This window comes from Nostoc sp., assembly GCF_036917775.1.
GTDB lineage: Bacteria > Cyanobacteriota > Cyanobacteriia > Cyanobacteriales > Nostocaceae > Nostoc.
This window is the reverse complement of record NZ_JBALEQ010000161.1, coordinates 1-20,948: the sequence shown is the minus strand read 5'-3', so window position 1 is coordinate 20,948 and position 20,948 is coordinate 1. Positions and strand designations below refer to the sequence as shown.

Below are 20,948 nucleotides of genomic sequence, written 5' to 3'. Positions count from 1 at the left end.
AGAGCCAGTTCGTTGCAAATTTTTCCAAAGATAAAAAGACCTCTCCCTGGTTTGACTAACCAAAATCTATCTTTCTCCAAGTCGGAAAGGGACAGACTTTAATAAAGTTCAAGACAGTGAGAGGTTAGTATTAATTGTTGATAGATAAAACCCAATCGCCTAAAAGTTGATTTACTCTATCGGGTACTTCATCATGAGGACAATGACCGGCTGTTAAAAAGTGTTCCCTGAGTTCAGGATAATATTGACGAAATTTTTGAGAACGTTCTCTAGCATTCATCCAAGGGTCAGCTTCTCCCCACAACATTAATAGAGGACAAGTTAATTGCTTTAGTAGCACATCAACTTTTTCCCCTTGAGGAGTACTAAAAACTGAAACAAACACATCCAATGCACCAGCATCGTAAGCAGGGCGAGAAATTTCTTCTATTAATTGGTCTGTAATGGCACTCTTGTCAAGATAAACTTTTTCTAGAGTTTGCCGAATTACCCAACGTTGTCGCACGTACTGAAATAACAAAAACTGGGCTAAAGGTTGTTGAAAAATCCACTTAGTGCCATCACCAAGAAGTTTTTGCAAATTAGCCGATTGTTTGGGAGGCTGAATTTCTGATTGTAAAGCTTCAGGCTCAGATGTAGGCTGCTTTTCGCTAAAAGGCCCGGCGCTATTGAGCAAAACTAAACCAGCAGCACTATCAGGACGCTGTGCTGCAACACACAAGCCAGCATAGCCACCAAGGGAATTACCCGCTAATACTGCTTTTTGACCAATTACTTCACTGATAAAATCATGGAGTTGGTCGCGCCACAAGTCGCCACTGTACTGCAATTTTGGTTTTGCCGATCGCCCAAATCCCAAAAGGTCGATCGCAAATACTTCAAAATCTTGACACAATCCGGTGATATTCTTGCGCCAGTGGTCTGTGGAAGCACCAAATCCATGTACCAAAAGCAACGGCGGACGTTGCGCTTGCTTCTCTCCCGCACGCACATAGTAAACGTTGTGCCCGCGCCACTGCCAATATTTACCAGGAACTGGAGTTGTAGAGGGGGCTGTAGTTGCCTGCATGATTTAAAGAATTGTTAAGTAGCTTTAATAATTGTAGTGTAGAGCAGTGAACTACCCCAACTTACCGAGTACGGTTGAAGTTGGGGCTTCTGTAATCATTGGGGAGTGCCTAAACTTAGACTTTCGCCCAAGAGTAGGATTTACCTCCCCTCCTACAGCAGAGACGGCTGAACCTTCCGCCTTTATCATTTCGGCTGCGCTCAATGCAAGCATTCTGATGCCCTCTGCTCTAATGTTCTGCGCGGCGTTCGCGTCACGATCGTGATGAGTATGACAATGAGGACAAGTCCACTCACGGACATCCAATGTCATTTCACCTATTTGATAGAAACAATTAGAGCAAAGCTTAGAACTAGGGAACCATCTATCAATCTCAACCAGCTTTCCACATCTGCGTTCTAGCATATAGGCTAAAAAGTTAGTGAATGTTCCCCATCCTGCATCAGATATTGATTTCGCCAATTTGTGATTACGCACCATGCCTTTGACATTAAGATTTTCTACTATGACAGCTTGGCTATCGCTGACCAACTTATAACTAAGCTTATGTAGAAAATCTTGCCTTGAGTTACTAACTCGCTCGTACACTTTGGCAACAACTTTTCTATATCTATTCCTTGATTTACTCCCTTTTTGTTTACGTGCTAATTTTTTCTGCTTACGTTTGAGATTTTTCTCATGTTTGGCAAGGTGTTTAGGGTTATCGTAAAAAGATACTTTTTCGCCATCGGTTACGACAGCAAAGTGTTTTAGTCCTAAATCAATGCCATAAATTTTACCTTCTGAAATAACGGGATTTTCATTCACCCTCTAATATGAAATTAATCATACATATCAACTTAACAAGGCTAATCAAATGACCAATGACTAATGACAAAGGACAAATCTTTATGAAATCGCAATGGGAATGTTTTCTGCAAAATCTTGGTGTATGGGAAGGTTCATTTACCAATTTTTCTCCCCAAGGTATGTTTTTGAACGATACTTCTAGCCGTCTTTGCCTAGAAGGTTTGAACAATAATCAGACAGTACGCCTAACTCTGAGCCGTTCAGGAAAGGATGATGTAATCAGAGAATTTAGGTCTGTGGGAGGGGGTCTGCTATTTTTTGAAAATGGTTCATTTTCTGAAGGTTTAATTCAGCTAGGGCCATTTTCCGAATTTGGTGGAGAACTCGCTTTTGTTTATGAAAATCGCCGCTTACGTCTGGTGCAACTGTTTGATAAAAATGGCCATCTAAATGGACTAACTCTCATTCGAGAACATCTAGCTGGAACCCTAACATCAGAACGTCCCCTTTTGCAGATACATGATTTGTTAGGAGAATGGCGAGGACAAGCTGTGACAATCTATCGAGATTTGCGATCGCCTGATATTTACTCTACAACTTTGAAAATACAACTTGATGATGCTGGGCGATTAATTCAAAGTACTTCTTTTGGCGATCGCACAATTACCTCAACTGCTACTATTAAAGGTTCCATCGTTCTCTTTGACCAAGATCCAGAAAAACAGGTACAAGTATTATTGTTACCTGATGGCGCTTCTGCAACTTCTCCTCTCAAGGTACAATTACGTCAACCCTTATTTCTGGAAGCGGGTTGGTTAATCCAGCCAAATCTGCGCCAGAGGATGATTCGCAGCTATAACGACAAAGGTGAATGGGTTAGTCTAACATTAGTTACTGAAGAAAAAGTGTAAGGGATTTGTGAGTGCGATCGCTTTTGTTAGCCTCTACCGTTAATCCCCTCTGATTTCGACTAACGCTTCACCAGATTGCAAAAGCTCTAATGCTTCTGCCAATGTTCAATTCAGAATCTCTTTCAATCGTTCATTTAACGTATTGCCACACGTCAACCAGATAACTTGTGGCGGTGTTCCAAAACGATCAACTAAATCAGCAAAGTCACTGTCTTTGGTCATGAGAATGACTCCTGTAGCCCTTGCTGCCTCGAAAATCTCAGTATCTTCGGCATCTCTCAGCCCAATATCACGCAAAGCTAGTGCTGTTATGCCAAATGTGATGGTGATCCAAGTTGCTATTGCAGGTGACAGATGTGCATCTATCCAGATCGTCATGCTACCAAAACGGGATGATTGAGCTTACGTGAAGCGTACACAAGTGCTGCTTTTAGATCATCCGCTTCTAGATCGGGCATTTCTTCTAAGATTTGTTCGGCACTCAGTCCAGCCGCAAACAAGTCGAGTACATCTGATACCCGAATTCTCATGCCCCGGATACAGGGACGACCACCACACTGTTTGGGATTAATTGTAATTCTTCCAAGTAAGTCTGACATAGGGTTTCACTCGGAGATAGTCTTTAACCCAGTATATGTAAAGTAGGGGCTTCTTAGTTGCAAATGTTGAATTGCTGCCAAATTTGTGGTTGCTGACGTATCGCTGATAACAATCACAGCCTTCCAAGCTCTCGCAGATTTTTCAAATCCAATTCAAAGTCCTCAACGTCGTAGGAGTAGAGAGGAATGTTTCGCTGCTGGAGGAGTTGGCGAAAGGTATTAGGTTGCATATCCGCTAGCTGACTGGCGTAGCCTATCGTTAACCGTCCTGTCTGAAATAGGAACAGCGCAATTTCTTGACAAAACTCACTTGCGGTAAGCTGAGATGCTTGTAGAATTTCGTCTAAGATTACAAGGCTCATAAGAAGGCTAGTTTTGCGACTATATATTCTCTCTACCCTCACACTAAAAAACATCGACATTTCAACGCTTGCTGAAGTAGCATTTGATATTCTTCATCCTCAACCCGATAAGCGCCAAACCTCTCCAAATGAGGATTCATCATTTGGGCATCAAAAAATACAAATTTCCTCTGACGTAATCTTTCCACCAACTTTACCATCGCTACCTTCGAGCCTTCAGGAATCCGGTAAAACATCGACTCGCCAATGAAAGCCCCACCAATGATAATCCCCAATATTCCCCCAGCTAATTCGTCACCTTGCCAAGTTTCAAAACTAAAAGCATAACCACTCTGGTAAAGTAGCCAGTAAATCTTTTGCAATTCCGGTGAAATCCAAGTTGTTTCGCGGTTAGCACACCCAGCCACCACCGCTTGAAAATCCCGATTAATCGCCACATTAAAACGCTCTTGATTCAGGACACGCTGCAAAGACTTGGGGTAGCGAAACCGTTCATCTAAAGGAATAAAAGTCCGATCGCGACTTCCGTACCAACTCAGGCGATCGCGCTCATCAGCCATGAGAAAATAGCCTTGTGCATAGCCATCAACAATAGCGGCGATATCATATTGCATAAATAAATATAAAAAACTACTCTTAGAAACGCAATTTGATGCTATCACTCAACCTCAGCGTTCCTCTGCGTTTCCCTTTGCGTCCCTCTGCGTTTAAATAAAGATGACTCAACCAATTCCACCCATCACCCTACCACCACCTGAAAACCCTCTGCTCGAAGGTGAATGGTTAAAAGAGCGTTTACAACGGTGGCTAGATACAGAATTTATCCCCGAAGCAGTAAACCAAAATATTGCCCAACGAGCCGCACAGATTTTTGTGCGTCAACGGATGGAAGGAGAAAACGACCTTGGTTCTCTGGTAATTGCCATTGTCACAGAGATGCAGTCCTATGATTTTTCCAATAGCTTTTACGGAGAGTTTGCGATCGCCAACGCCGTCAGCGATCTACTCTTAGAAAGTCTGGGAATTGATAAGTGTTGTGGTCAATAATATTTTGTCATTTGTCATTTGTCCTTTGTCATTTGTTCTTTACCAATGACTAATGACTAATGACTAATGACTCTTAACTACCAACTAGACTTAACAACTCCAGGCAAAAGACCTTCATGCGCCCATTCTCGTAGCACGTTCCGAGAGAGTCCGAAATCGCGGTAAACTCCTCTAGAACGACCAGTCAACCAGCAACGATTGCGGTGGCGGGTGGGCGCACTATTGCGGGGTAGCTGTTGAATCTTCCGGTGGATTTCTAGCTTATCCAAAGGAGATGCTGCACTTCTGAACTCTTCTAAGAGAGCTTCCCGCTTGTCAGCATACTTTTCTATCAACCTGGTGCGCTTTTTCTCGCGCTCAATCATGCTCTTTTTAGCCATATATTCTCTAACTTATTTAAAGACACCGTTCTCCATTCTACATTCTCTCCATCAATTCTGGGGTTACTTATGTTGCTTACCCTACAACCACTGGCTGATTCGCAACAGGACATAAATCAGCAAGCTCACAAGCAACACAAACGGGAGAGCGTGCTTTACAAATAGCACGACCGTGATAAATCAGCCGAATTGACCAATTTTCCCAATCAGGCTGAGGTAATAAACCCATTAAATCTTGCTCAATCCGAACGGGGTCTTTTGCTTCAGTTAAACCCAAACGTTGGCTGAGGCGCTTGACGTGAGTATCTACCGTCACGCCAGCATTAATGCCATAAGCATGAGCCAAAACTACATTTGCTGTCTTCCGCGCCACACCTGGAAGCTTTAACAACTGTTCCATTTGGTTGGGGACAACAGAGTTAAACTCGTTAACAATCATCCGACAGGCGGCTTGAATGTTTTTAGCTTTATTGCGATAAAACCCTGTAGAACGCACCAAGCTTTCTAATTCTACTAAGTCAGCGATCGCTAAACTCTCAGCATCAGGAAACTTAGCAAATAAAGCTGGTGTCACCTTATTCACTCGCTCATCAGTACATTGAGCCGAGAGAATCGTTGCCACCAACAATTGTACTGGCGTTGAGTAGTTCAAAGAGCAAGTAGCATCTGGATAAAGACGCTTCAGACGAGCTAAAATCTCTAGCGATCGCTTCTTTTTAGATAACGATTTGCGGGTAGTAATCACTGGAATAATTTTTGTACCCACTCCAATTGGCTAGTTAATTGAGTAGTTTCTTTGACGATCAGAAAAATTCCTAAGCCTAAGAGTAATACCAAACCAGTTTGCATTACACCTTCTTGAATCCGGGACGGTACAGGCTTACCGCGTAAACCTTCAATCAGCAGAAAAGCTAGTTGTCCGCCATCCAAAGCTGGCAAAGGCAAAATATTGATAATAGCCAAGTTAATGCTGATAATTGCCGCAAAAGACAACAAATTTGCGCTATTGTCTTCAGCTAATTTTGCACCGATTTTGACAATATTAACTGGCCCAGAAACTTGTCCAGCAGTTTGTTGAAAGTTGGTAATCAACTGACCAAAACCGCTCAGTGTCCCAACAAATAATTGTTGAAACCTGTTAGCAGCAATGCCAAAAATTTCAAAAGGACTATTAGGACGGCGATAAACTGCTGTAGCATTTGGACTAAGTGCCACACCAACTACACCTTTGCCATCGGCTCCCAGTTTTGGCGTTAATTTCAGGGTTTGTTGTTGGTTTTCACGCAGAATTTTCAGTTCGATTTGCTGATTGGGATGAGTTTGAATTTCTTTAGTCAGCAAAGGAGTTGATTTGTCAGAAGCTGGGAGTTCTTCACCATTAACAGCCAGAATAATATCTCCTTCCCGAATTCCTGCTTGATAAGCAACAGATTCTTGATTAACAGGCTGTACAACAACACCAGCTTTATAGGTTAATTCTTTGGGAATACCAACGATACCCAATTGCAGAACCAGCACAAAATAGGCAAATATTAAATTTGCAATCACTCCAGCACTGATGACAATCGCCCGGTCTAAAACTGGACGGTTACGCAGCAGATTTGGGTCATTGGGTGGAATATCGCTATCGGGGTCATCATCAGGAAAGCCCACAAAACCGCCCAAAGGAAAAGCGCGGACAGCATATTCGGTTTGTGAACCTTGATACTTCAAAAGAACTGGGCCAAAACCCAAAGAAAAACGGTTAACGAGAATGCCTTGAGAACGTGCTGCAACAAAATGTCCCAGCTCGTGTACCAAGATCAAAACAGCCAAGACTGCGATCGCTGCTAAAACTGACATAGAGTAAATTAGAGAAAATATTAAGCTATAGTTATCTCCATTCTAATTGGGCATTGGGTATTGGGTATTAGTCATTGGTCATTGGTCATTGGTCATTGGTAAAGAACAAAGGACAAAGGACAAATGACTAATGACAAACTATAAAACTTCACGTCCAAAATAAGGTTGCAACACTTCTGGTATCCTCACCGTTCCATCAGTTTGTTGATAATTTTCCAAAATTGCTGCCATCGTCCGTCCCACCGCTAAACCCGAACCATTCAAAGTATGAACAAACTGAGTACCTTTCTTCCCCGCCTCTTTGAAGCGAATATCAGCCCGTCGCGCTTGGAAATCTATAGTATTGGAACAGCTAGAAATTTCGCGGTATTTGCCAGAAGAGGGCAACCAAACCTCTAAATCATAAGTTTTGGTAGAGGCAAATCCCAAATCTCCAGTACTTAAATTTACTACTCGATAAGGCAACCGCAACGCCTGTAAAATTGCTTCTGCATTCCCTACCAATTTCTCCAATTCATCAAAAGACGTACTGGGTTCGACAAATTTCACCATTTCCACCTTATTAAACTGATGCAGGCGAATTAACCCTCGCATATCGCGCCCATAACTACCAGCTTCGCGGCGAAAACAGGGAGTATAAGCACAGTGGTAAATAGGCAAATTCTCAGCAGCAAGAATTTCACCCCGGTAGAGATTTGTAACTGGAACTTCAGCTGTCGGAATCAGCCATAAATCATCATCCGCGCATTTAAAGCTTTCTTCCGCAAACTTGGGTAACTGACCGGTCGCCGTCAAAGATTCGGTATTCACTAACAACGGCGGACTAACTTCCACATACCCAGCTTGAGTATGGAGAGTCAGCATAAATTGAATTAATGCCCTTTCCAATGCCGCACCAGCGCCTATCAAAGCCACAAAGCGACTTTGGGCAACTTTTACAGCCCTTTCAACATTGAGAATACCCAGCTTTTCGCCAATTTCCCAGTGAGGGAGAATATTTGGATTTTGGGGAATATACTCATCACCCCAACGCCGCACTTCTACGTTATCTTCCTCATTCTTCCCAAGGGGTGTAGAGTCGCTTGGCAAGTTGGGAAGTGCCAACACAAGTTGAGCAATTTGAGCTTTGAGTTCTTTTTCCTGGGGTTCCAGTTCGCTCAACGTCGCTTTGACAGAGTTACCTTCATCGCGCAAAGCTTGAATTTCTGGGTCTTGAGGATTAATCCCAGATTTAATCTTCTGACCGACAATTTTACCGATTTCGTTGCTCCGGGCTTGGAGTTGACTACGTGTCCCCTCAAGTTCCCGTTGTTGCCGATCTAACTGTAGAATCGGTTCAATGTCGTATTTACCACTACGACTATTCAATCGTTCTTGAACTAATTGCGGATTTTCCCGTATTTGCTTAATATCCAGCACAGATTTTTCTCAGTTTCTAGCCTAAAATCTTCCTGTCAATACAGTTAACACATTAAGCATTTAGCATATAGTAATTTTGGTTTGCTGTGACTAGAAAAACAAAGTTTATTGCAAAAATTCAGTCTCAATCTCTGAATCAAGATTTTTCCCTAGCATCACTCCCAGGGCTAAGAAAGAATATATTGCATTTAACCAATCAAGAGCTAGTATCCAGAGCCACTCTTGTTTCAGTAACCTGAGCAAGACTTTGACCATTACCATTATTGTTATCAGTGGCTGCAAACGTCCTTTGAGTGATACTCCGTGCTTCCTTATCGTCTTTAGCTTGTCCAGGTGAAGGCAACCAGTATGCAAGCACACTTGATAAACCACCCCAGTACAGAGCAACATTCTTATCGTCCCCAGGCGAGCCAAGCTTGAAAATGCACAGCCCCAATACGATGCTACTAAAGAAAACCTGTACGCCAAATCTCCATACGTCTTGATTAAATTTATGGGCTGATTGATTTTTCATAGTGTTCAAACTTATAAAAAAGGTATACAACAACATCCCTGTTTTAGTTTTGGCATCACTTGTTAGTACAGCTTGGCAGAATTCTTAATGACACCCGTACCCCTACGGTGATATTGCTATGCGTAGTGTACCGCTCTCCCGACTTGCTAAGGTAATTGGTAATTCCTATACTGCAAGCGTTTCATTGATTTGAAATGGATAGTTGATTTACGCAATGCTGTACTATCAGGATGTTTTTCAAGGATTATGTAGTTGTCTTCACACGCAGTTTTGACCGTTTCGGAAAAGTATGATAATTTTCTTTTGACTCTTGAAAACTCAGCATAGGCGAAACGCCCGCCCCGCTACCGCTAACAGAACTTATAATTAGGGTCGATTAATACGATTGAGTAGCCAAAGTGACGCTACAAGCCCTGCAAAATGTGCTGATACAGTGTTGGTGTTTGCCTGTACGACAAGCATATCTAGACCGCTAATAATGCGGGTAGGGTCAAAAAATTGTGTAGTTATAGCTTGAGGAGATATGGATCTTGCTACCAGTGTACCAACGATCGCTTGCGCCCCTAAAAGAGTCACCAGTGTTCCGCCTAAATTTACCCACAGCCCTAAGCGTAATACTTGCACAGTCTCACTTTTGCGAGGGCGGTTGCTGGGATTGGAGGATTCCAATTGCTTGCCAATTCTCGTGTAACGATAAGCTAAATAAATACCTCCACCCAAAACAACCAGTCCACAAATTGCTAAAAATACGCCAAAGCCAGTCCCAGGATTATTACTTGGACTACCAGTTCTTTGATTAAAGATGGCGAACAGCAACACAATTATGCTAGAAACAACACCTAGTACTAGCTGAATCCAGAAGCTAATCCAACCTGTAAGGCGAAAGGTTTGGGCAATAGCCCGCAAAGAAGATGATGGAGCATCGGGAGTCTGTGACATATATAGAAGATTGCCAATGTGCCGGGCACTTTCAAAGGACACAAAGACACAAAGACAAAAGTTTAATCTAAGGAAGCCTTAGCTCAAAAGTTCGGAGAACACGGAAAACTGTTTTTAGAGGTATCGCACTCTACGTCTCTATCTCTCCGAGAACACCAATTTAGTCAGGACTTACGTAAATAATGGTCGAAAAGAAGGATTTTCAAGTAGGGCAATTCATAAATTATCCCTACAACAACTAGTTTTGCGTAAGTCCTATCAGTAAAAAATCATGTTCTCCAAACCTCTTATCTTTTAGTCAAGGAGGCTGGGGATTAGGTTTTTGACTACTGAATCGATGCTCTAGTCTTTGCGTCTTCTTTGATAAATTTACTATCACATTTACCAAATGCGACAAGAGATTCTCTTATCCAGCAAATCAGTAATGAGTACAACTTAAGTGTATCCACCACCCTAGCAGCTTTTAACCACACATATCCCATAGCTTAAATTCTTATGATTTGCATTGGGAAAATCACTGTAAAACAAAGTGTTTATTAAGTTTTACAGACAAAATTGCATTTTACCTGTAAAATTTCTTCGGTGGCATTTTATTGCTTAAGCACTTCTAACTAGCTTGGCATTACTTAATACCAAGACAGTCAGAAACCCCACGCCTAAAAGCTGGGGCTTGGCATTTGCCTAATCTGACAAGACTAAGTACCTTCTGTACTAAGTGAATTTGCTACTCTCTGTTAGCTCCTCACCACACCATATCAAGCTTGGGTTAGGGTACATTTCTCTGTGCCCATAAAACTCGAAACTCTTACCACGACTTCACAAGTGTGGATAATCGTTTGGTATTTACGCAATGGATATCTAGTCTAAGTAGCATTATATATATTACTCACTTGGCAGTAGCACTGTATACTGACTACAAGGATTGTAGACTTTACCATAAGGCATTTTTTTAGCCATTCACTAACCATGAAACTTGAGGATATATATCAATTCTTTGAGAATCCTCCGCCAACTTACCTTTGTCAGGAAGTAGCAGTTTGTTACATACTGTCTGTTTTATTACAAGGTGAATCCTACGGAACCGAGTTGATTGAGCAATTAGAAACTGAATATCCAACCTATAGGCTTTCGGATACTGTGCTTTATAGTGCAATCAAATTTCTGGAAGACGAAAAGGCAATCACTGGATATTGGAAGAAACTGGAAGGACGAGGACGACCCAGGCGGATGTACCAAGTTTCTCCAGAATGGCAAGTTCAAGCGCAGGATTTAGCTTTGCAATGGCTTAACTACATCAATAGGAGGACAAAGTAACGAATGATTGATAATGAATAAGTCTCCTCCAGTCAAACAATAACAATCAGTTATGGATACTGCTATTCTGCCATCTACGTTCCTGCTAACCTTGTTGTTATCGGTTGGGCTGTTTTTCTTTATTCGTGCCTCGACTAAAGACCGCATACAAACAGTGCAACTGGTATCTGAGCAAGACGAAGCTGCTTTAATGTCTCAATTAAAAGAGTATTTTCGCTCCCGGTCTTACCAAGTGGCAGAGATAGACCGAGAACAAAACAAAGTGACTTTTGAAGGGAATGTTCGCCCCAGTTGGTTTTTAGCTATATTTTTAACTCTGCTGGCAGCGACTGGGATTGTTTGTCTCTCACTAGTCGTATACCTGCTTTTTCCTAACCTCAGTCCCATTATTTTGGCTATGGTACTGCTGTCGCCTTTAAGTGGTCTGTTTTATTGGAAAAAATCTGGAAGACTTGAGAAGGTGTCACTCAAAGTAGAAACAACTCAGAGCAAACAAACCTCCTCAAGTAAGATCACTGTAGTTGCCCATCGAGATGAACTCGGTGAGTTACAGAGAACTCTACAGCTCAAGGCTGGTGAATAATTGTTGGTTTTTTTAACTATGACATGCAGACTTCTGACCTGATCTAATCTTTAGGCAATGAAAAGTAAAAAGGAGGAAATCAAGACTTCTGCTTTGTCATTTTCCCCACGACTTATATCGTGGGGAGAAATTTAAATTAATTAACTTAAATTTGTTGACAGAGCTTGGTTAACAATTCACGGCATAAGAGCGCAACTTCACTAGCGCTTTTAGAGGCGCTTGGCTCTATACCCACTCCCTTCTATATCATGACACTAGTATCAACCCATGCAATCTAGCGTGCTTTGAGACTAGTTTATTTCCCAACTACCTGGACTAGCCTGACTGGCAAATCAGCTCCAAACTAAAAAAAAATTAAATTTTGCATAAACTTAGCTATTTTGCCAGTTAATGAATAGTCAGGAGCCACATTCAATGTGTAACATGACCATTTATAGTTCACCGGCTAGCTAAAGCAAGAGGTTCTTGACCAGGCGAAGGTTCTAATACCCTCAAGCTCGGAAACAAGAAATGGTTTTCCTCTACGTATTGAGCACCAAACAGTCCCTTTTCTGCCCAGAAATAACGATCTGTTGTGTGTTCATTTCGCTTTACGAGTAGCAACGCAGGTGGCAAAATTCCTTCAGCTTGAATGAATCTTCTCGCTGCTGTCACAGGTTTTTCTTCGCCACTTTCGATGCTATATTGAGGCACGTGTTCCAAAATCCGCCGTCCTTCTTGACGACGGCGACTTTTCCTTTTGCGTCTCCTTGCCAACCTATTGTCCTCCTCTTTCAAGCTATAGATTGTAGTGTTAGCTACAAAATCCGTCGTCATTATATAAGTTCTAGTTCAAAATATCAATAGTTTTTAACCTTTTCATGCAAGAAAATTAACATCTTTGAAAATAGATAAAACGAAGTTACCTAAGAAAATAATTTCTTGGTACAAACCATCACTAAGAAGATTTTAGTTAAGCTTTATTGAATGGGTGAGGTAAAAATTAAGTATCCTCTCTTATCATCATGCCTCAAAATCTGTAATCTTGAGCAAGAGCTAAAAAATGTTAATGTCTGCCAGTTCCGATTTTATTGCTCTGTGTCGAGAGCAAATAGCGCTGCTAACCCAAGGGCTGGGAGCAACTTTAAGTATTGTGTACCTGACACAAGAATTGGTAGAGACTCCTTCTGGTGAGGCCAAACTGATTCCTGTGGTAATTTATCCAGAAACAGCATTATTACCGCCAGGGGAAGAGACTGCTGAGGCGACAGTAGTACACAAGCAACTTCAAGTTGGAAATGTGTTTATATTACCTAATGATCAAAGAAGGTTATTGACAGCAGGAGCGGAATCTCCAACCTCATCACAGCACTCTGAGGCATCTCAACCCCATTTAAAAGAGGAATACCTCTTTAGTGGCAACCAAATTGTTTTACCTCTGGTTTATGAGGGTGTGATGATGGGGTTATTGGTGACGGGTAGGCAAGACCGGGCATGGAATGAACATGAGGAAAGCCAGATTCAACAGATAGCCCAAACATTAGCGATCGCTTGTATTTTAGATCAACGCCGGGCATGGTTTGAGGAGCAGTTGCGTGAGCAACAAATTCTCCAAGAAAAACAGCGAGATTTGCTAGATAACCTGTTGCATCAGTTTCGTAACCCATTAACGGCATTGCGGACTTTTGGGAAACTGCTATTGAAGCGGCTGCGTCCAGGAGATAGCAACCGGGATGTGGCTAATAGTATTGTGCGAGAAAGCGATCGCCTCCAAGAATTGCTACAACAATTCGATCAAGTAATTGACTTAACAGAGACAGATTTAGCACCACTACATCTACCCGAACATGAAGTTTTTGTGGAAGCAACTATCCAAAAAGACGCTAAACCGCCGCTACTATTGCCGGGAACGGGAGATAAAACAGTTGACTGCTCGTTAGCAGATATATTAGAACCATTATTAATATCAGCCAAAGCGATCGCCCAAGAGCGAAAGCTAAAACTAATAACTGAAATTAAACATAATTCACCCCTAGTACGTGCCAACATCAAAGCATTACGAGAAGTTTTAACTAACATCATCGATAATGCTTTGAAATATACTCCCACTGGTGGCAAAATTTTGATTCAGGCGGGGCAAGAAAAAGCTAATTTTCAGGGAATTGTGATTAGTGACAACGGGCCTGGCATTCCCCCCGAAGATTTAGAACATCTTGGAGAACGGCATTATCGGGGTGTACAAGCGCAAACAGAAATCCCTGGCACAGGTTTGGGGTTAGCGATCGCCAAACAATTAATAGAGCAAATGCAGGGCAAAATCGAGGTTTTCAGCCCTGCAATCAACTCTAAGTTAACTTCACCCAATGCACCGGGAACTACTTTTATTATTTGGTTGCCGAAAGTTTAGGATTTGTCATTTGTCCTTTGTCATTTGTCCTTTGTCATTTGTCCTTTGTAATGACCAATGACTAATGACCAATGACCAACGACTATCTGATTGAAACTAACAAATTTTGATTGATGGTCATTTGTAAATCGGTATCTGGGTCAATGGCGATTAAGTCAACGCTATTCTTACCGAAGAATAGACCCACCAATGCACCGATACCAGCGCCACCCAAAACTTCTTCTGTGGCGATCGCGCGATCGCCGGTTACAGCAGATACCGCAGTTGCCGCACCTGCACCCAATACAGTATTTTTGATAATTGAACCAATACTAGTACCCTTTTTGACGGTTTCAGTTTTGGTAATCACTTCCGAGCTAGCGTTAAGTTGATACTCCTGACCATTGGTCAAAACCAGTTTCTCGGCAACGAATTGAGAACCGCCTGTAGCTGGCTTGAGTTGACCAATAACCTGACTACCAGCCGGAATCACTACAGATCCGTCTTGTGTTACTACGTTTTGCGATACTGTCAACGTCAAAGGCGCAGTTTCATCCTTTGTAACCAGAATTTTTTCTGCCTTGTCATACTTCACAGGGATAGCAGTCCCTTGAGGAATTGTGACTGATACAGGCGTTGGGGTAGTAGACCCGACAGCCACAACATAAGGCGAGTTAATTGCTGAGGCTTGGTTAGAACTAACCAATGCTTGGTAGATAAAAGCTGCTACCTGGGCGCGAGTAGCGGTTGCAGTTGGATTGAGGAACTTCACATTAGGATAGTTCACGACGATTTGCTTTTCAGTTGCGGCTGCGATCGGGCTACGGGCATAGCTAGCGATGTTAGAGGCATCGTTGAAGTATTGCAAAGTGCTTTCGGTATTGCCGATGGGACTATATTCCAGACCGTTAGCAAGGGAAACTAAAACCTGTTGGCGAGGAATAGCTTGGTTTGGCTCAAAGCGATTACCAGGATATCCAGATAAGAAACCAATGGTATAAGCTTGCTGAATGGCACTTGATGCCCAATAATTGCTGGGCACGTCAGCAAAGTTGATTGGCGATCGTTGCTGTGATTTTTGGAAAGCTTTGTTGACCATAGCGGCAAATTGAGCGCGTGTCACTGCTTCTTCAGGACGGAAACTACCATCAGGAAATCCGGCAATTACACCACGCTGTGACAATTGTTGAATAAATTGTGCCGCCCAATAATTAGATGAAACATCAGAAAAAGTAGTTTGAGCTAAAGATGGAGATGCTGTAATCAAAGGCGCTATAGTACCTACTGTAACGCTCAAAGCCATGAGTGCAGCTGTTCCAGATTGCAACCGATTAAAAGTAAACATTAATTTTTAACTCCAGTAGAATTATTTTTATTACTGTTAATTAATGAGACATTGACTAAAGTATTAGGTTCCCTTTAATTTCTAGTTTTTGTAAAAACCATTACTTTTGGCATACAGTCAAATTAGATAGTTAAATTAAGAAAAAGCCTGCCAACATAGCTAGCAATAGGTAATAGTGTAATCAGTCTCTTATCAATTAGAGGATGTTTTAAAAGTCTTCTGATGGGTATCAAAAGGTTTAGAACCCTCTAAATTCACTTTAAAAAGGGGGACTTTGACTCTGGTTGTCTACTTAAAAAGGCAAGGTGGTTTTATACGAAGAAAGAAAAATACATAAGTCTCGTTTTGTGAAACGGCTTTTTACCCCGCCTCCATTCCTCTCTCCAAAACGGCTACGGTGTACAGCAAGTCTTTGATGAGGCTATTTACGCTTAAGTTTCATAGTCCTTGAAAAGTTTTAGCCATAAAACCTTAAGCTACGTAGTAGCGCGGCAAGCTCAATTTATTGGGTTGAGTAATTCTGTTAATGATTGGATTTTGGTTTTTGTAAGTTTTTTTTAACCCAACATTTTAAGTATGTCACGCTACTACACATCTTAAAGTTGTCAAGGCTAATTGAAACTTCCAAGGATATTTCCTAACCCCGCGCTTGTCGCAGTGCATTAAATGCCTTACCTCGCAAACCAACTGGTAACAATGATAATCCTAAACCAGTCCAAGCTTTAGGAGTTGAAAAAGACTGTCCTGCCAAAACTAGCTCTCGGCCTTTTTGTGTTTCACCCTTTTCAATTAAACGCAAACCTAATAATAACTGCGTTTCAGTTAGACGATTTTTCCTGATTGTTTCTATTTTTTCAGAATCAAACTTATAACTTTCTAAATATCGCATTTTATCAAATAAATAAGGAATGGCTCTATTTAGACCTTGCTGTTCTGCATGAGTGCGATATTCCATCAATAATTTTGGTAAATAATAACCCTTTTTTCCAGCCAAAGCTAAACGCACAAATAAATCATTATCCTCACAGTTTTGCATATTTGGCTGCATAAATCCTAAATCTTGCAAGGTTTTGCGGCGAAATAATGTTGCGCCAACTTGAAAGCTTTGGTTAACAAATACAACTTCCAACAAATTATCTACAATACCTGCTGGTAAATTCTTCCTACCCCAGCGATGAGTATTTTCTTGAGTTTTTGCTTCATCTCGGACATTGTTAATATCAATTATCCAATGGTCTGTACCAACAAAATCAATGCTAGAGTCTTGAGCAAGAATCGCTGCGGTACTTGCGAGAAAATCGGGTGTGAGCCGATCATCATCATCAAATTTAATAAAATATTCACCACTGGCAGCATCAAAGCCAGAGCGCATATTATTACTTTTACCAATATTTTGCAGATGACGAATATATTTAATCCGTTGGTCTGTGTACTGTGACATCAATTCGGGCGTGCGATCGCTAGAACCGTCATCACAAACAATTAGCTCAAAGTCTTGCTCAGACTGATTCAGTACACTTTCAATGGCATAAGGAAGAAGATTAACACGATTAAAAGTAGGAACGCAAACAGTAATTTTAGGCATATTTTATACTAGTAACTGAAAAATATAGAAAATAGAATGCTAATTTAACGCGTCACCAATAAAGCTATATTTAACGGAGAGTTCTTTGAATTTTATTCATTGTTTTGTTAAAGAAATTGTTAGTTTTGGTAATTATACTCACTGGTTTAAGCTGTTTTGGTCTTTGTTCTGGTTGTTTAAGAAAGCGATAGTGCAAAAATTCATCTGCATAACATATATTAACATCTTGCCCTTGAGATAACTGGGCAAAATCACGAGAAGAATAGCTCATATAATGTATACGATGAATTGATTTTAAGCCATCTTGATTGTAAAGAACATTATTAATATTCACAAAGGGGTCTGCATTAGCACAGTTGCCTGTTCTATCTTCACCATTGGGGCTAAGTGTAAAGTTAAAAAGTGGGCGATCGCAGCGCAAGGTCATATAGTTAAACAAAAAAGAATCATCCCACCATCCATGTCCATTAATCCACTCAACTTCTTTTTGGTTAATTAATCGCTCCTTCATTATCTCAATATCTTTAACAGTAAACAATCCTCGTTTAGAACCAAAGAAACTAGAACAATGCAGCTTAGGACGTATATCTGCTTCTGTATACAGCCCAGTTTTCTCTATAACTGAAATATTTAACGCTGCAACAGCTCTATCCTTAAGGTGTTCCCAATCATCAAAAACAAAATCTGATGTTTCTAGCTTGTCAATTACATTATTGAGTGGCTTCATTGCCAAACTATCACCGTCATAAAATACGAATTTATCAAAAATACCCTCAAAGGCAACAAACTTTCTTTGTAAATGACTTTTGTACCAACTAGGACGTGATAATTTTGTATTTTTTTCCCTTGGATGTGCTGCCCAAACCTGATGAGCAAATTCTTCCCAGTGTTGAATTACGTCCCAATTATCAAATAAGATTACATTTTTCCGATTATTAATTTCTTTTCTAACTAAATCTAGTTGCTCATTATATGGAATTATACAAATAGGAATATCTGCGCTAACATTCACCTCAATACTGTTTAGCAAAGCTACTAGTTGGTCAAACACCACATCATTAGCCAGGGTGTAGATACCGAAGGAATCCATTTTGATAAATCCTTTTTCGCTTGCAGTGACTGAGTAACGCAAATAATATTCTCGTTATTTTCTGAGCTATTATTCTCGAATCATTATTAGTATACACATCTTTACACTTTATGCTGGGGCAAGGAGCAAGGGATTTTGCTTAGTTTGGATGATACTAACATTACTCGTTGTTTATCTGCATTGTCAAAACCCATGCTGTAGCCTTGCTTTTGCCAAAAATGTCCTGTGCGTTAGGACATTCGATTAAAGTACGTGGCAGTTTACCAGTAATGAGAGTTTCTGGGATGCTGTCTAGAATGCAATAATATTTGGGGTTGCCCAAAGCGGTAGTGTCTGTCTTTTAAAAAATTAGCAATAATGCACTGAGCAAAAATTTATTTTTGAACTTGCATCAACCCAGAATTAATCACTGATAAGTAAATACTATTTTTAGTTGTAAGTAAAAAGGAGTAGCAATGTCTAATGTTGAAGACAATAAAATAATTGCTCGACGCTGGATTGAACTGATTAGCGAGCATCGAATTGAAGATATCTGCGAAATGATCGCCCCAAATTGGAGGATGCACGGTGCTTTACCTGGACTTCCTCCAGGGCCGGATGGAGTACGTAAACTCTTTGGCTCATTTGGAGCTATCGAGCAGAAATGGACAATTGAAGACGTAATTGCTGAAGGTGACAAAGTTGTGGTGCGTGCAACTAATACTTGCACTCAGGAAAGTTTCTTTGGAATACCTAGTCATGGTCGAGAACAGACGTTCACGGCTATTTTCATTCATTGGATTGTTGACGGGAAGATAGTTGAAACCTGGCGAAACGCTGATGATCTCGGACGAGTTCTTCAGCTTGGGGCGCGGATTGAGCCGGGAACGTCTGGGGAATGAGGAATAACTTTACTGGCTAACTGAATAAATGACGAGTCTCTTCAGAAACTGGTAGAGGTCTTAAAAATCTAGCTGTTGAATTGCCTTCTAGAGAATAATCTCAACAACCCGGCGGTTCCTATTCCCCAAGCACCATTAACTAATAAACCTGTGACTATTCCCACAAGTTTCCAGCCTCCAGCTATGGGCTGATTCTTGAGTGGTGCAATCACAAACCAAGCTACTAGCGTTGGGACAATTGCACCAAATACCAATGCTGCTAACCAATAGCTTTTATTATTTTGAAAACGAGGCGCGATTGCTACCCAAATCATTCCCCAAATTCCTCCCCAGAATGCACTTGACCAAATTTGCGGGATTCCAAATGGTTGTGTTGGTGCAGTTGAATAAGGAGTGCGAGGCGTGAAATTCACTGTATGTAGCAACGCCAACATACCTTGGTGAAATAGCAAAACAGACACAAAGCCTGCAATAAATGCTAAGGCAAATCGAGATAAGGCAGCTTTTTGAGTCATTGCTTATACGAAAACCTCTAGGACTTGCTTCTTACAGGTGTCTATGATAGTTTGCTAACTAGTATAAAATACAGTGAATATATCGATTTACCGTATTTTACTAAATACTATTGTTGATATAGCCGAAGGAGCTTGGATTTAAAAGTATCTAAGTAATTTACCAAAATATATGACAGGTAGAAAAGCCAGTGTTGCTGATTGAGAAGATAATGCCTGAAATAAACCTGAATTTGGCAATTTATCCAGAGTATTTTTGAGCAACGAAGCGATCGCAGTGAACAGGTAGTGAGGATAATGAATATACGTATGCAAACTATTCATAACCGTAAAGTCAAAGGCGGAGGCTAAACCTTGGCACAATTGGAAACACAACCTCTGGCTTTGTCAGGCGCTCAAAAAAATTGGGTCTTACTCGGTATCGGACTTGGGGTGTTCATGTCTACCCTCGATGTGGGCATCATCAATGTTGCTTTACCCACATTGGTGCAAGCCTTTGGCACCAGTTTTCCGACGACCCAATGGGCTGTATTGAGTTACCAGTTGGTCAGTTCCGGTTTAGTTTTGGGGGCAACCCGCCTGGGAGATATGTGGGGCAAGAAGTCCTTGTATCAAGGGGGACTTGTTCTGTTTACTCTCAGTTCGCTGTTGTGTGGTTTTGCACCTAGTATTGAGTGGTTGATTGCCTTTCGCGCACTTCAAGGGCTGGGTGCTGTATTCATTTCTGGGCTTGGTTTGGCAATCATTACAGAAGTTTTTCCATCTTCGGAGCGAGGTCGCGCTGTTGGCGTTATCGGTAGTGTTGTATCACTGGGAATTGCTTTTGGCCCTTCCGCAGGGGGGCTGCTCCTAAGCTTATCAGGCTGGCATAGTATATTCTTCATCAATGTACCGTTGGGGATTATCGCTAGTTTCTTGATCGCTCGGGTAGTGCCACCTTCTGTACGCATTCAGGGTAAACAGAAATTTGACTTTTTTGGAGCTGTATTGGCTTTATTGACTCTGGGTAGTTTTGGTCTGGGTATGACGCTAGGGCAAAGTCAGGGCTTTGGCAGTACCAATGCACTAGTATTATTAGCGATCGCTACCTTAAGTTTCATAATTTTTTTGGTAGTTGAAGCGTCCATAAAAGAGCCGCTACTAGAACTACACCTGTTTCGCAATCTTCAGTTGAGTATGGGTTTGCTAAGTGGGTGGCTAGCATTCATTGTTATCGGCGGTTCGCTACTTATCGTCCCTTTCTTTCTAGAGAGCGTCAAGCATTATCCGACGGTAAAAGTGGGGCTGCTACTAGCTGTGTCACCTGTACTTAGAGCCTGTCAAGAAACAACTTTTACATGTTGAAGTATAGATGTTATGCTAAAACTATGAAAAAAGCTAACAGGAACGAGTAGGTAAATAC

24 protein-coding genes and 1 pseudogene are annotated in these 20,948 nt (G+C 41.3%); 7 read left to right on the top strand and 18 right to left on the bottom strand.

Annotated elements, in window-relative coordinates:
* Positions 1-130: 130 nt before the first annotated feature.
* Together V7K69_RS32240 and V7K69_RS32235 are read right to left on the bottom strand one after the other, a co-directional pair.
* On the bottom strand, positions 131-1,069 hold the full coding sequence (locus tag V7K69_RS32240; RefSeq protein WP_335042264.1) for an alpha/beta fold hydrolase: 939 nt from the start codon (positions 1,067-1,069) through the stop codon (positions 131-133).
* Positions 1,070-1,120: 51 nt separating this feature from the next.
* Positions 1,121-1,870, bottom strand: a pseudogene (locus V7K69_RS32235) (RNA-guided endonuclease TnpB family protein); the annotation flags it as partial.
* Positions 1,871-1,959: 89 nt separating this feature from the next.
* Here V7K69_RS32235 and V7K69_RS32230 point away from each other — a divergent pair.
* Positions 1,960-2,769, top strand: a complete 810-nt coding sequence (locus V7K69_RS32230; protein WP_335042262.1) for a DUF3598 family protein — start codon at positions 1,960-1,962, stop codon at positions 2,767-2,769.
* Positions 2,770-2,874: 105 nt separating this feature from the next.
* Here V7K69_RS32230 and V7K69_RS32225 read toward each other — a convergent pair whose 3' ends face one another.
* The 4 genes from V7K69_RS32225 to aat form a co-directional block, all read right to left on the bottom strand.
* Positions 2,875-3,147, bottom strand: coding sequence for a DUF5615 family PIN-like protein (locus tag V7K69_RS32225; RefSeq protein WP_335042260.1), 273 nt, complete (start codon positions 3,145-3,147; stop codon positions 2,875-2,877).
* On the bottom strand, positions 3,144-3,368 hold the full coding sequence (locus V7K69_RS32220) for a DUF433 domain-containing protein (protein WP_012410389.1): 225 nt from the start codon (positions 3,366-3,368) through the stop codon (positions 3,144-3,146). The genes V7K69_RS32225 and V7K69_RS32220 overlap by 4 nt, the downstream gene beginning before the upstream one ends.
* A gap of 113 nt (positions 3,369-3,481) precedes the next feature.
* Positions 3,482-3,730, bottom strand: coding sequence for a UPF0175 family protein (locus V7K69_RS32215; RefSeq protein ID WP_335042257.1), 249 nt, complete (start codon positions 3,728-3,730; stop codon positions 3,482-3,484).
* Positions 3,731-3,768: 38 nt separating this feature from the next.
* Positions 3,769-4,344 carry a leucyl/phenylalanyl-tRNA--protein transferase gene (gene aat, locus V7K69_RS32210; protein WP_335042255.1) on the bottom strand — a complete coding sequence of 192 codons (576 nt, stop codon included), beginning with the start codon at positions 4,342-4,344 and terminating at the stop codon, positions 3,769-3,771.
* A gap of 103 nt (positions 4,345-4,447) precedes the next feature.
* Between aat and V7K69_RS32205 the strand changes: the two genes are divergently transcribed.
* Positions 4,448-4,777: a hypothetical protein gene (locus tag V7K69_RS32205; protein WP_114081874.1), complete on the top strand. Its 330-nt coding sequence runs from the start codon at positions 4,448-4,450 to the stop codon at positions 4,775-4,777.
* A gap of 77 nt (positions 4,778-4,854) precedes the next feature.
* On the opposite strand, the gene rpsN is transcribed toward V7K69_RS32205, so the two are convergent.
* From rpsN to V7K69_RS32175, 6 genes are all read right to left on the bottom strand, one after another.
* Positions 4,855-5,157 carry a 30S ribosomal protein S14 gene (gene rpsN, locus V7K69_RS32200; protein WP_012410383.1) on the bottom strand — a complete coding sequence of 101 codons (303 nt, stop codon included), beginning with the start codon at positions 5,155-5,157 and terminating at the stop codon, positions 4,855-4,857.
* A gap of 76 nt (positions 5,158-5,233) precedes the next feature.
* A complete protein-coding gene (nth, locus tag V7K69_RS32195; RefSeq protein ID WP_335042252.1) occupies positions 5,234-5,923 on the bottom strand; it encodes an endonuclease III in 690 nt (229 codons plus the stop codon).
* A complete protein-coding gene (gene rseP / locus V7K69_RS32190) occupies positions 5,899-6,999 on the bottom strand; it encodes an RIP metalloprotease RseP (protein ID WP_335042250.1) in 1,101 nt (366 codons plus the stop codon). Before rseP ends, nth begins: the two co-directional genes overlap by 25 nt.
* 138 nt (positions 7,000-7,137) lie before the next feature.
* Positions 7,138-8,418: a serine--tRNA ligase gene (serS, locus tag V7K69_RS32185; protein WP_335042248.1), complete on the bottom strand. Its 1,281-nt coding sequence runs from the start codon at positions 8,416-8,418 to the stop codon at positions 7,138-7,140.
* A gap of 196 nt (positions 8,419-8,614) precedes the next feature.
* Entirely contained in the window at positions 8,615-8,932 is a 318-nt protein-coding gene (locus V7K69_RS32180; RefSeq protein ID WP_335042246.1) for a hypothetical protein, read from the bottom strand.
* A 366-nt stretch (positions 8,933-9,298) separates the two neighbouring features.
* Entirely contained in the window at positions 9,299-9,871 is a 573-nt protein-coding gene (locus V7K69_RS32175) for a DUF3611 family protein (RefSeq protein ID WP_114081880.1), read from the bottom strand.
* Positions 9,872-10,837: 966 nt separating this feature from the next.
* Between V7K69_RS32175 and V7K69_RS32170 the strand changes: the two genes are divergently transcribed.
* Both V7K69_RS32170 and V7K69_RS32165 read left to right on the top strand, forming a co-directional pair.
* Positions 10,838-11,185 carry a PadR family transcriptional regulator gene (locus V7K69_RS32170; RefSeq protein ID WP_185583774.1) on the top strand — a complete coding sequence of 116 codons (348 nt, stop codon included), beginning with the start codon at positions 10,838-10,840 and terminating at the stop codon, positions 11,183-11,185.
* A gap of 52 nt (positions 11,186-11,237) precedes the next feature.
* Positions 11,238-11,768: a cofactor assembly of complex C subunit B gene (locus V7K69_RS32165; protein WP_335042241.1), complete on the top strand. Its 531-nt coding sequence runs from the start codon at positions 11,238-11,240 to the stop codon at positions 11,766-11,768.
* 438 nt (positions 11,769-12,206) lie between these two features.
* Here the strand turns inward: V7K69_RS32165 and V7K69_RS32160 are convergent, their stop codons facing one another.
* Positions 12,207-12,524 (bottom strand): DUF3155 domain-containing protein, encoded by a 318-nt coding sequence (locus V7K69_RS32160; protein ID WP_041566316.1) that lies wholly within the window; start codon positions 12,522-12,524, stop codon positions 12,207-12,209.
* Between the two features lie 286 nt (positions 12,525-12,810).
* Between V7K69_RS32160 and V7K69_RS32155 the strand changes: the two genes are divergently transcribed.
* Positions 12,811-14,154: a GAF domain-containing sensor histidine kinase gene (locus tag V7K69_RS32155; RefSeq protein WP_335042238.1), complete on the top strand. Its 1,344-nt coding sequence runs from the start codon at positions 12,811-12,813 to the stop codon at positions 14,152-14,154.
* A gap of 82 nt (positions 14,155-14,236) precedes the next feature.
* Here the strand turns inward: V7K69_RS32155 and V7K69_RS32150 are convergent, their stop codons facing one another.
* The 3 genes from V7K69_RS32150 to V7K69_RS32140 all read right to left on the bottom strand — a co-directional run bounded on the left by V7K69_RS32150 (position 14,237) and on the right by V7K69_RS32140 (position 18,153).
* Positions 14,237-15,478, bottom strand: coding sequence for an S-layer homology domain-containing protein (locus tag V7K69_RS32150; RefSeq protein WP_335042236.1), 1,242 nt, complete (start codon positions 15,476-15,478; stop codon positions 14,237-14,239).
* Between the two features lie 637 nt (positions 15,479-16,115).
* The gene (locus V7K69_RS32145; RefSeq protein WP_335042234.1) at positions 16,116-17,063 is read right to left on the bottom strand and encodes a glycosyltransferase family 2 protein; all 948 of its coding nucleotides are present in this window, start codon (positions 17,061-17,063) and stop codon (positions 16,116-16,118) included.
* Between the two features lie 70 nt (positions 17,064-17,133).
* Positions 17,134-18,153: an Npun_R2821/Npun_R2822 family protein gene (locus V7K69_RS32140; protein ID WP_335042232.1), complete on the bottom strand. Its 1,020-nt coding sequence runs from the start codon at positions 18,151-18,153 to the stop codon at positions 17,134-17,136.
* Positions 18,154-18,608: 455 nt separating this feature from the next.
* On the opposite strand from V7K69_RS32140, the gene V7K69_RS32135 reads away from it, so the two are divergent.
* Positions 18,609-19,034 carry an ester cyclase gene (locus V7K69_RS32135; protein WP_335042229.1) on the top strand — a complete coding sequence of 142 codons (426 nt, stop codon included), beginning with the start codon at positions 18,609-18,611 and terminating at the stop codon, positions 19,032-19,034.
* Between the two features lie 68 nt (positions 19,035-19,102).
* Here the strand turns inward: V7K69_RS32135 and V7K69_RS32130 are convergent, their stop codons facing one another.
* Positions 19,103-19,549 carry a hypothetical protein gene (locus V7K69_RS32130; RefSeq protein ID WP_335042227.1) on the bottom strand — a complete coding sequence of 149 codons (447 nt, stop codon included), beginning with the start codon at positions 19,547-19,549 and terminating at the stop codon, positions 19,103-19,105.
* Between the two features lie 138 nt (positions 19,550-19,687).
* Positions 19,688-19,870 (bottom strand): hypothetical protein, encoded by a 183-nt coding sequence (locus V7K69_RS32125; RefSeq protein WP_335042224.1) that lies wholly within the window; start codon positions 19,868-19,870, stop codon positions 19,688-19,690.
* A gap of 30 nt (positions 19,871-19,900) precedes the next feature.
* Here V7K69_RS32125 and V7K69_RS32120 point away from each other — a divergent pair, with 30 nt between their 5' ends.
* Complete coding sequence (locus tag V7K69_RS32120; protein WP_335042222.1) at positions 19,901-20,890, top strand: MFS transporter; 990 nt, start codon at positions 19,901-19,903, stop codon at positions 20,888-20,890.
* Positions 20,891-20,948 lie beyond the last annotated feature (58 nt).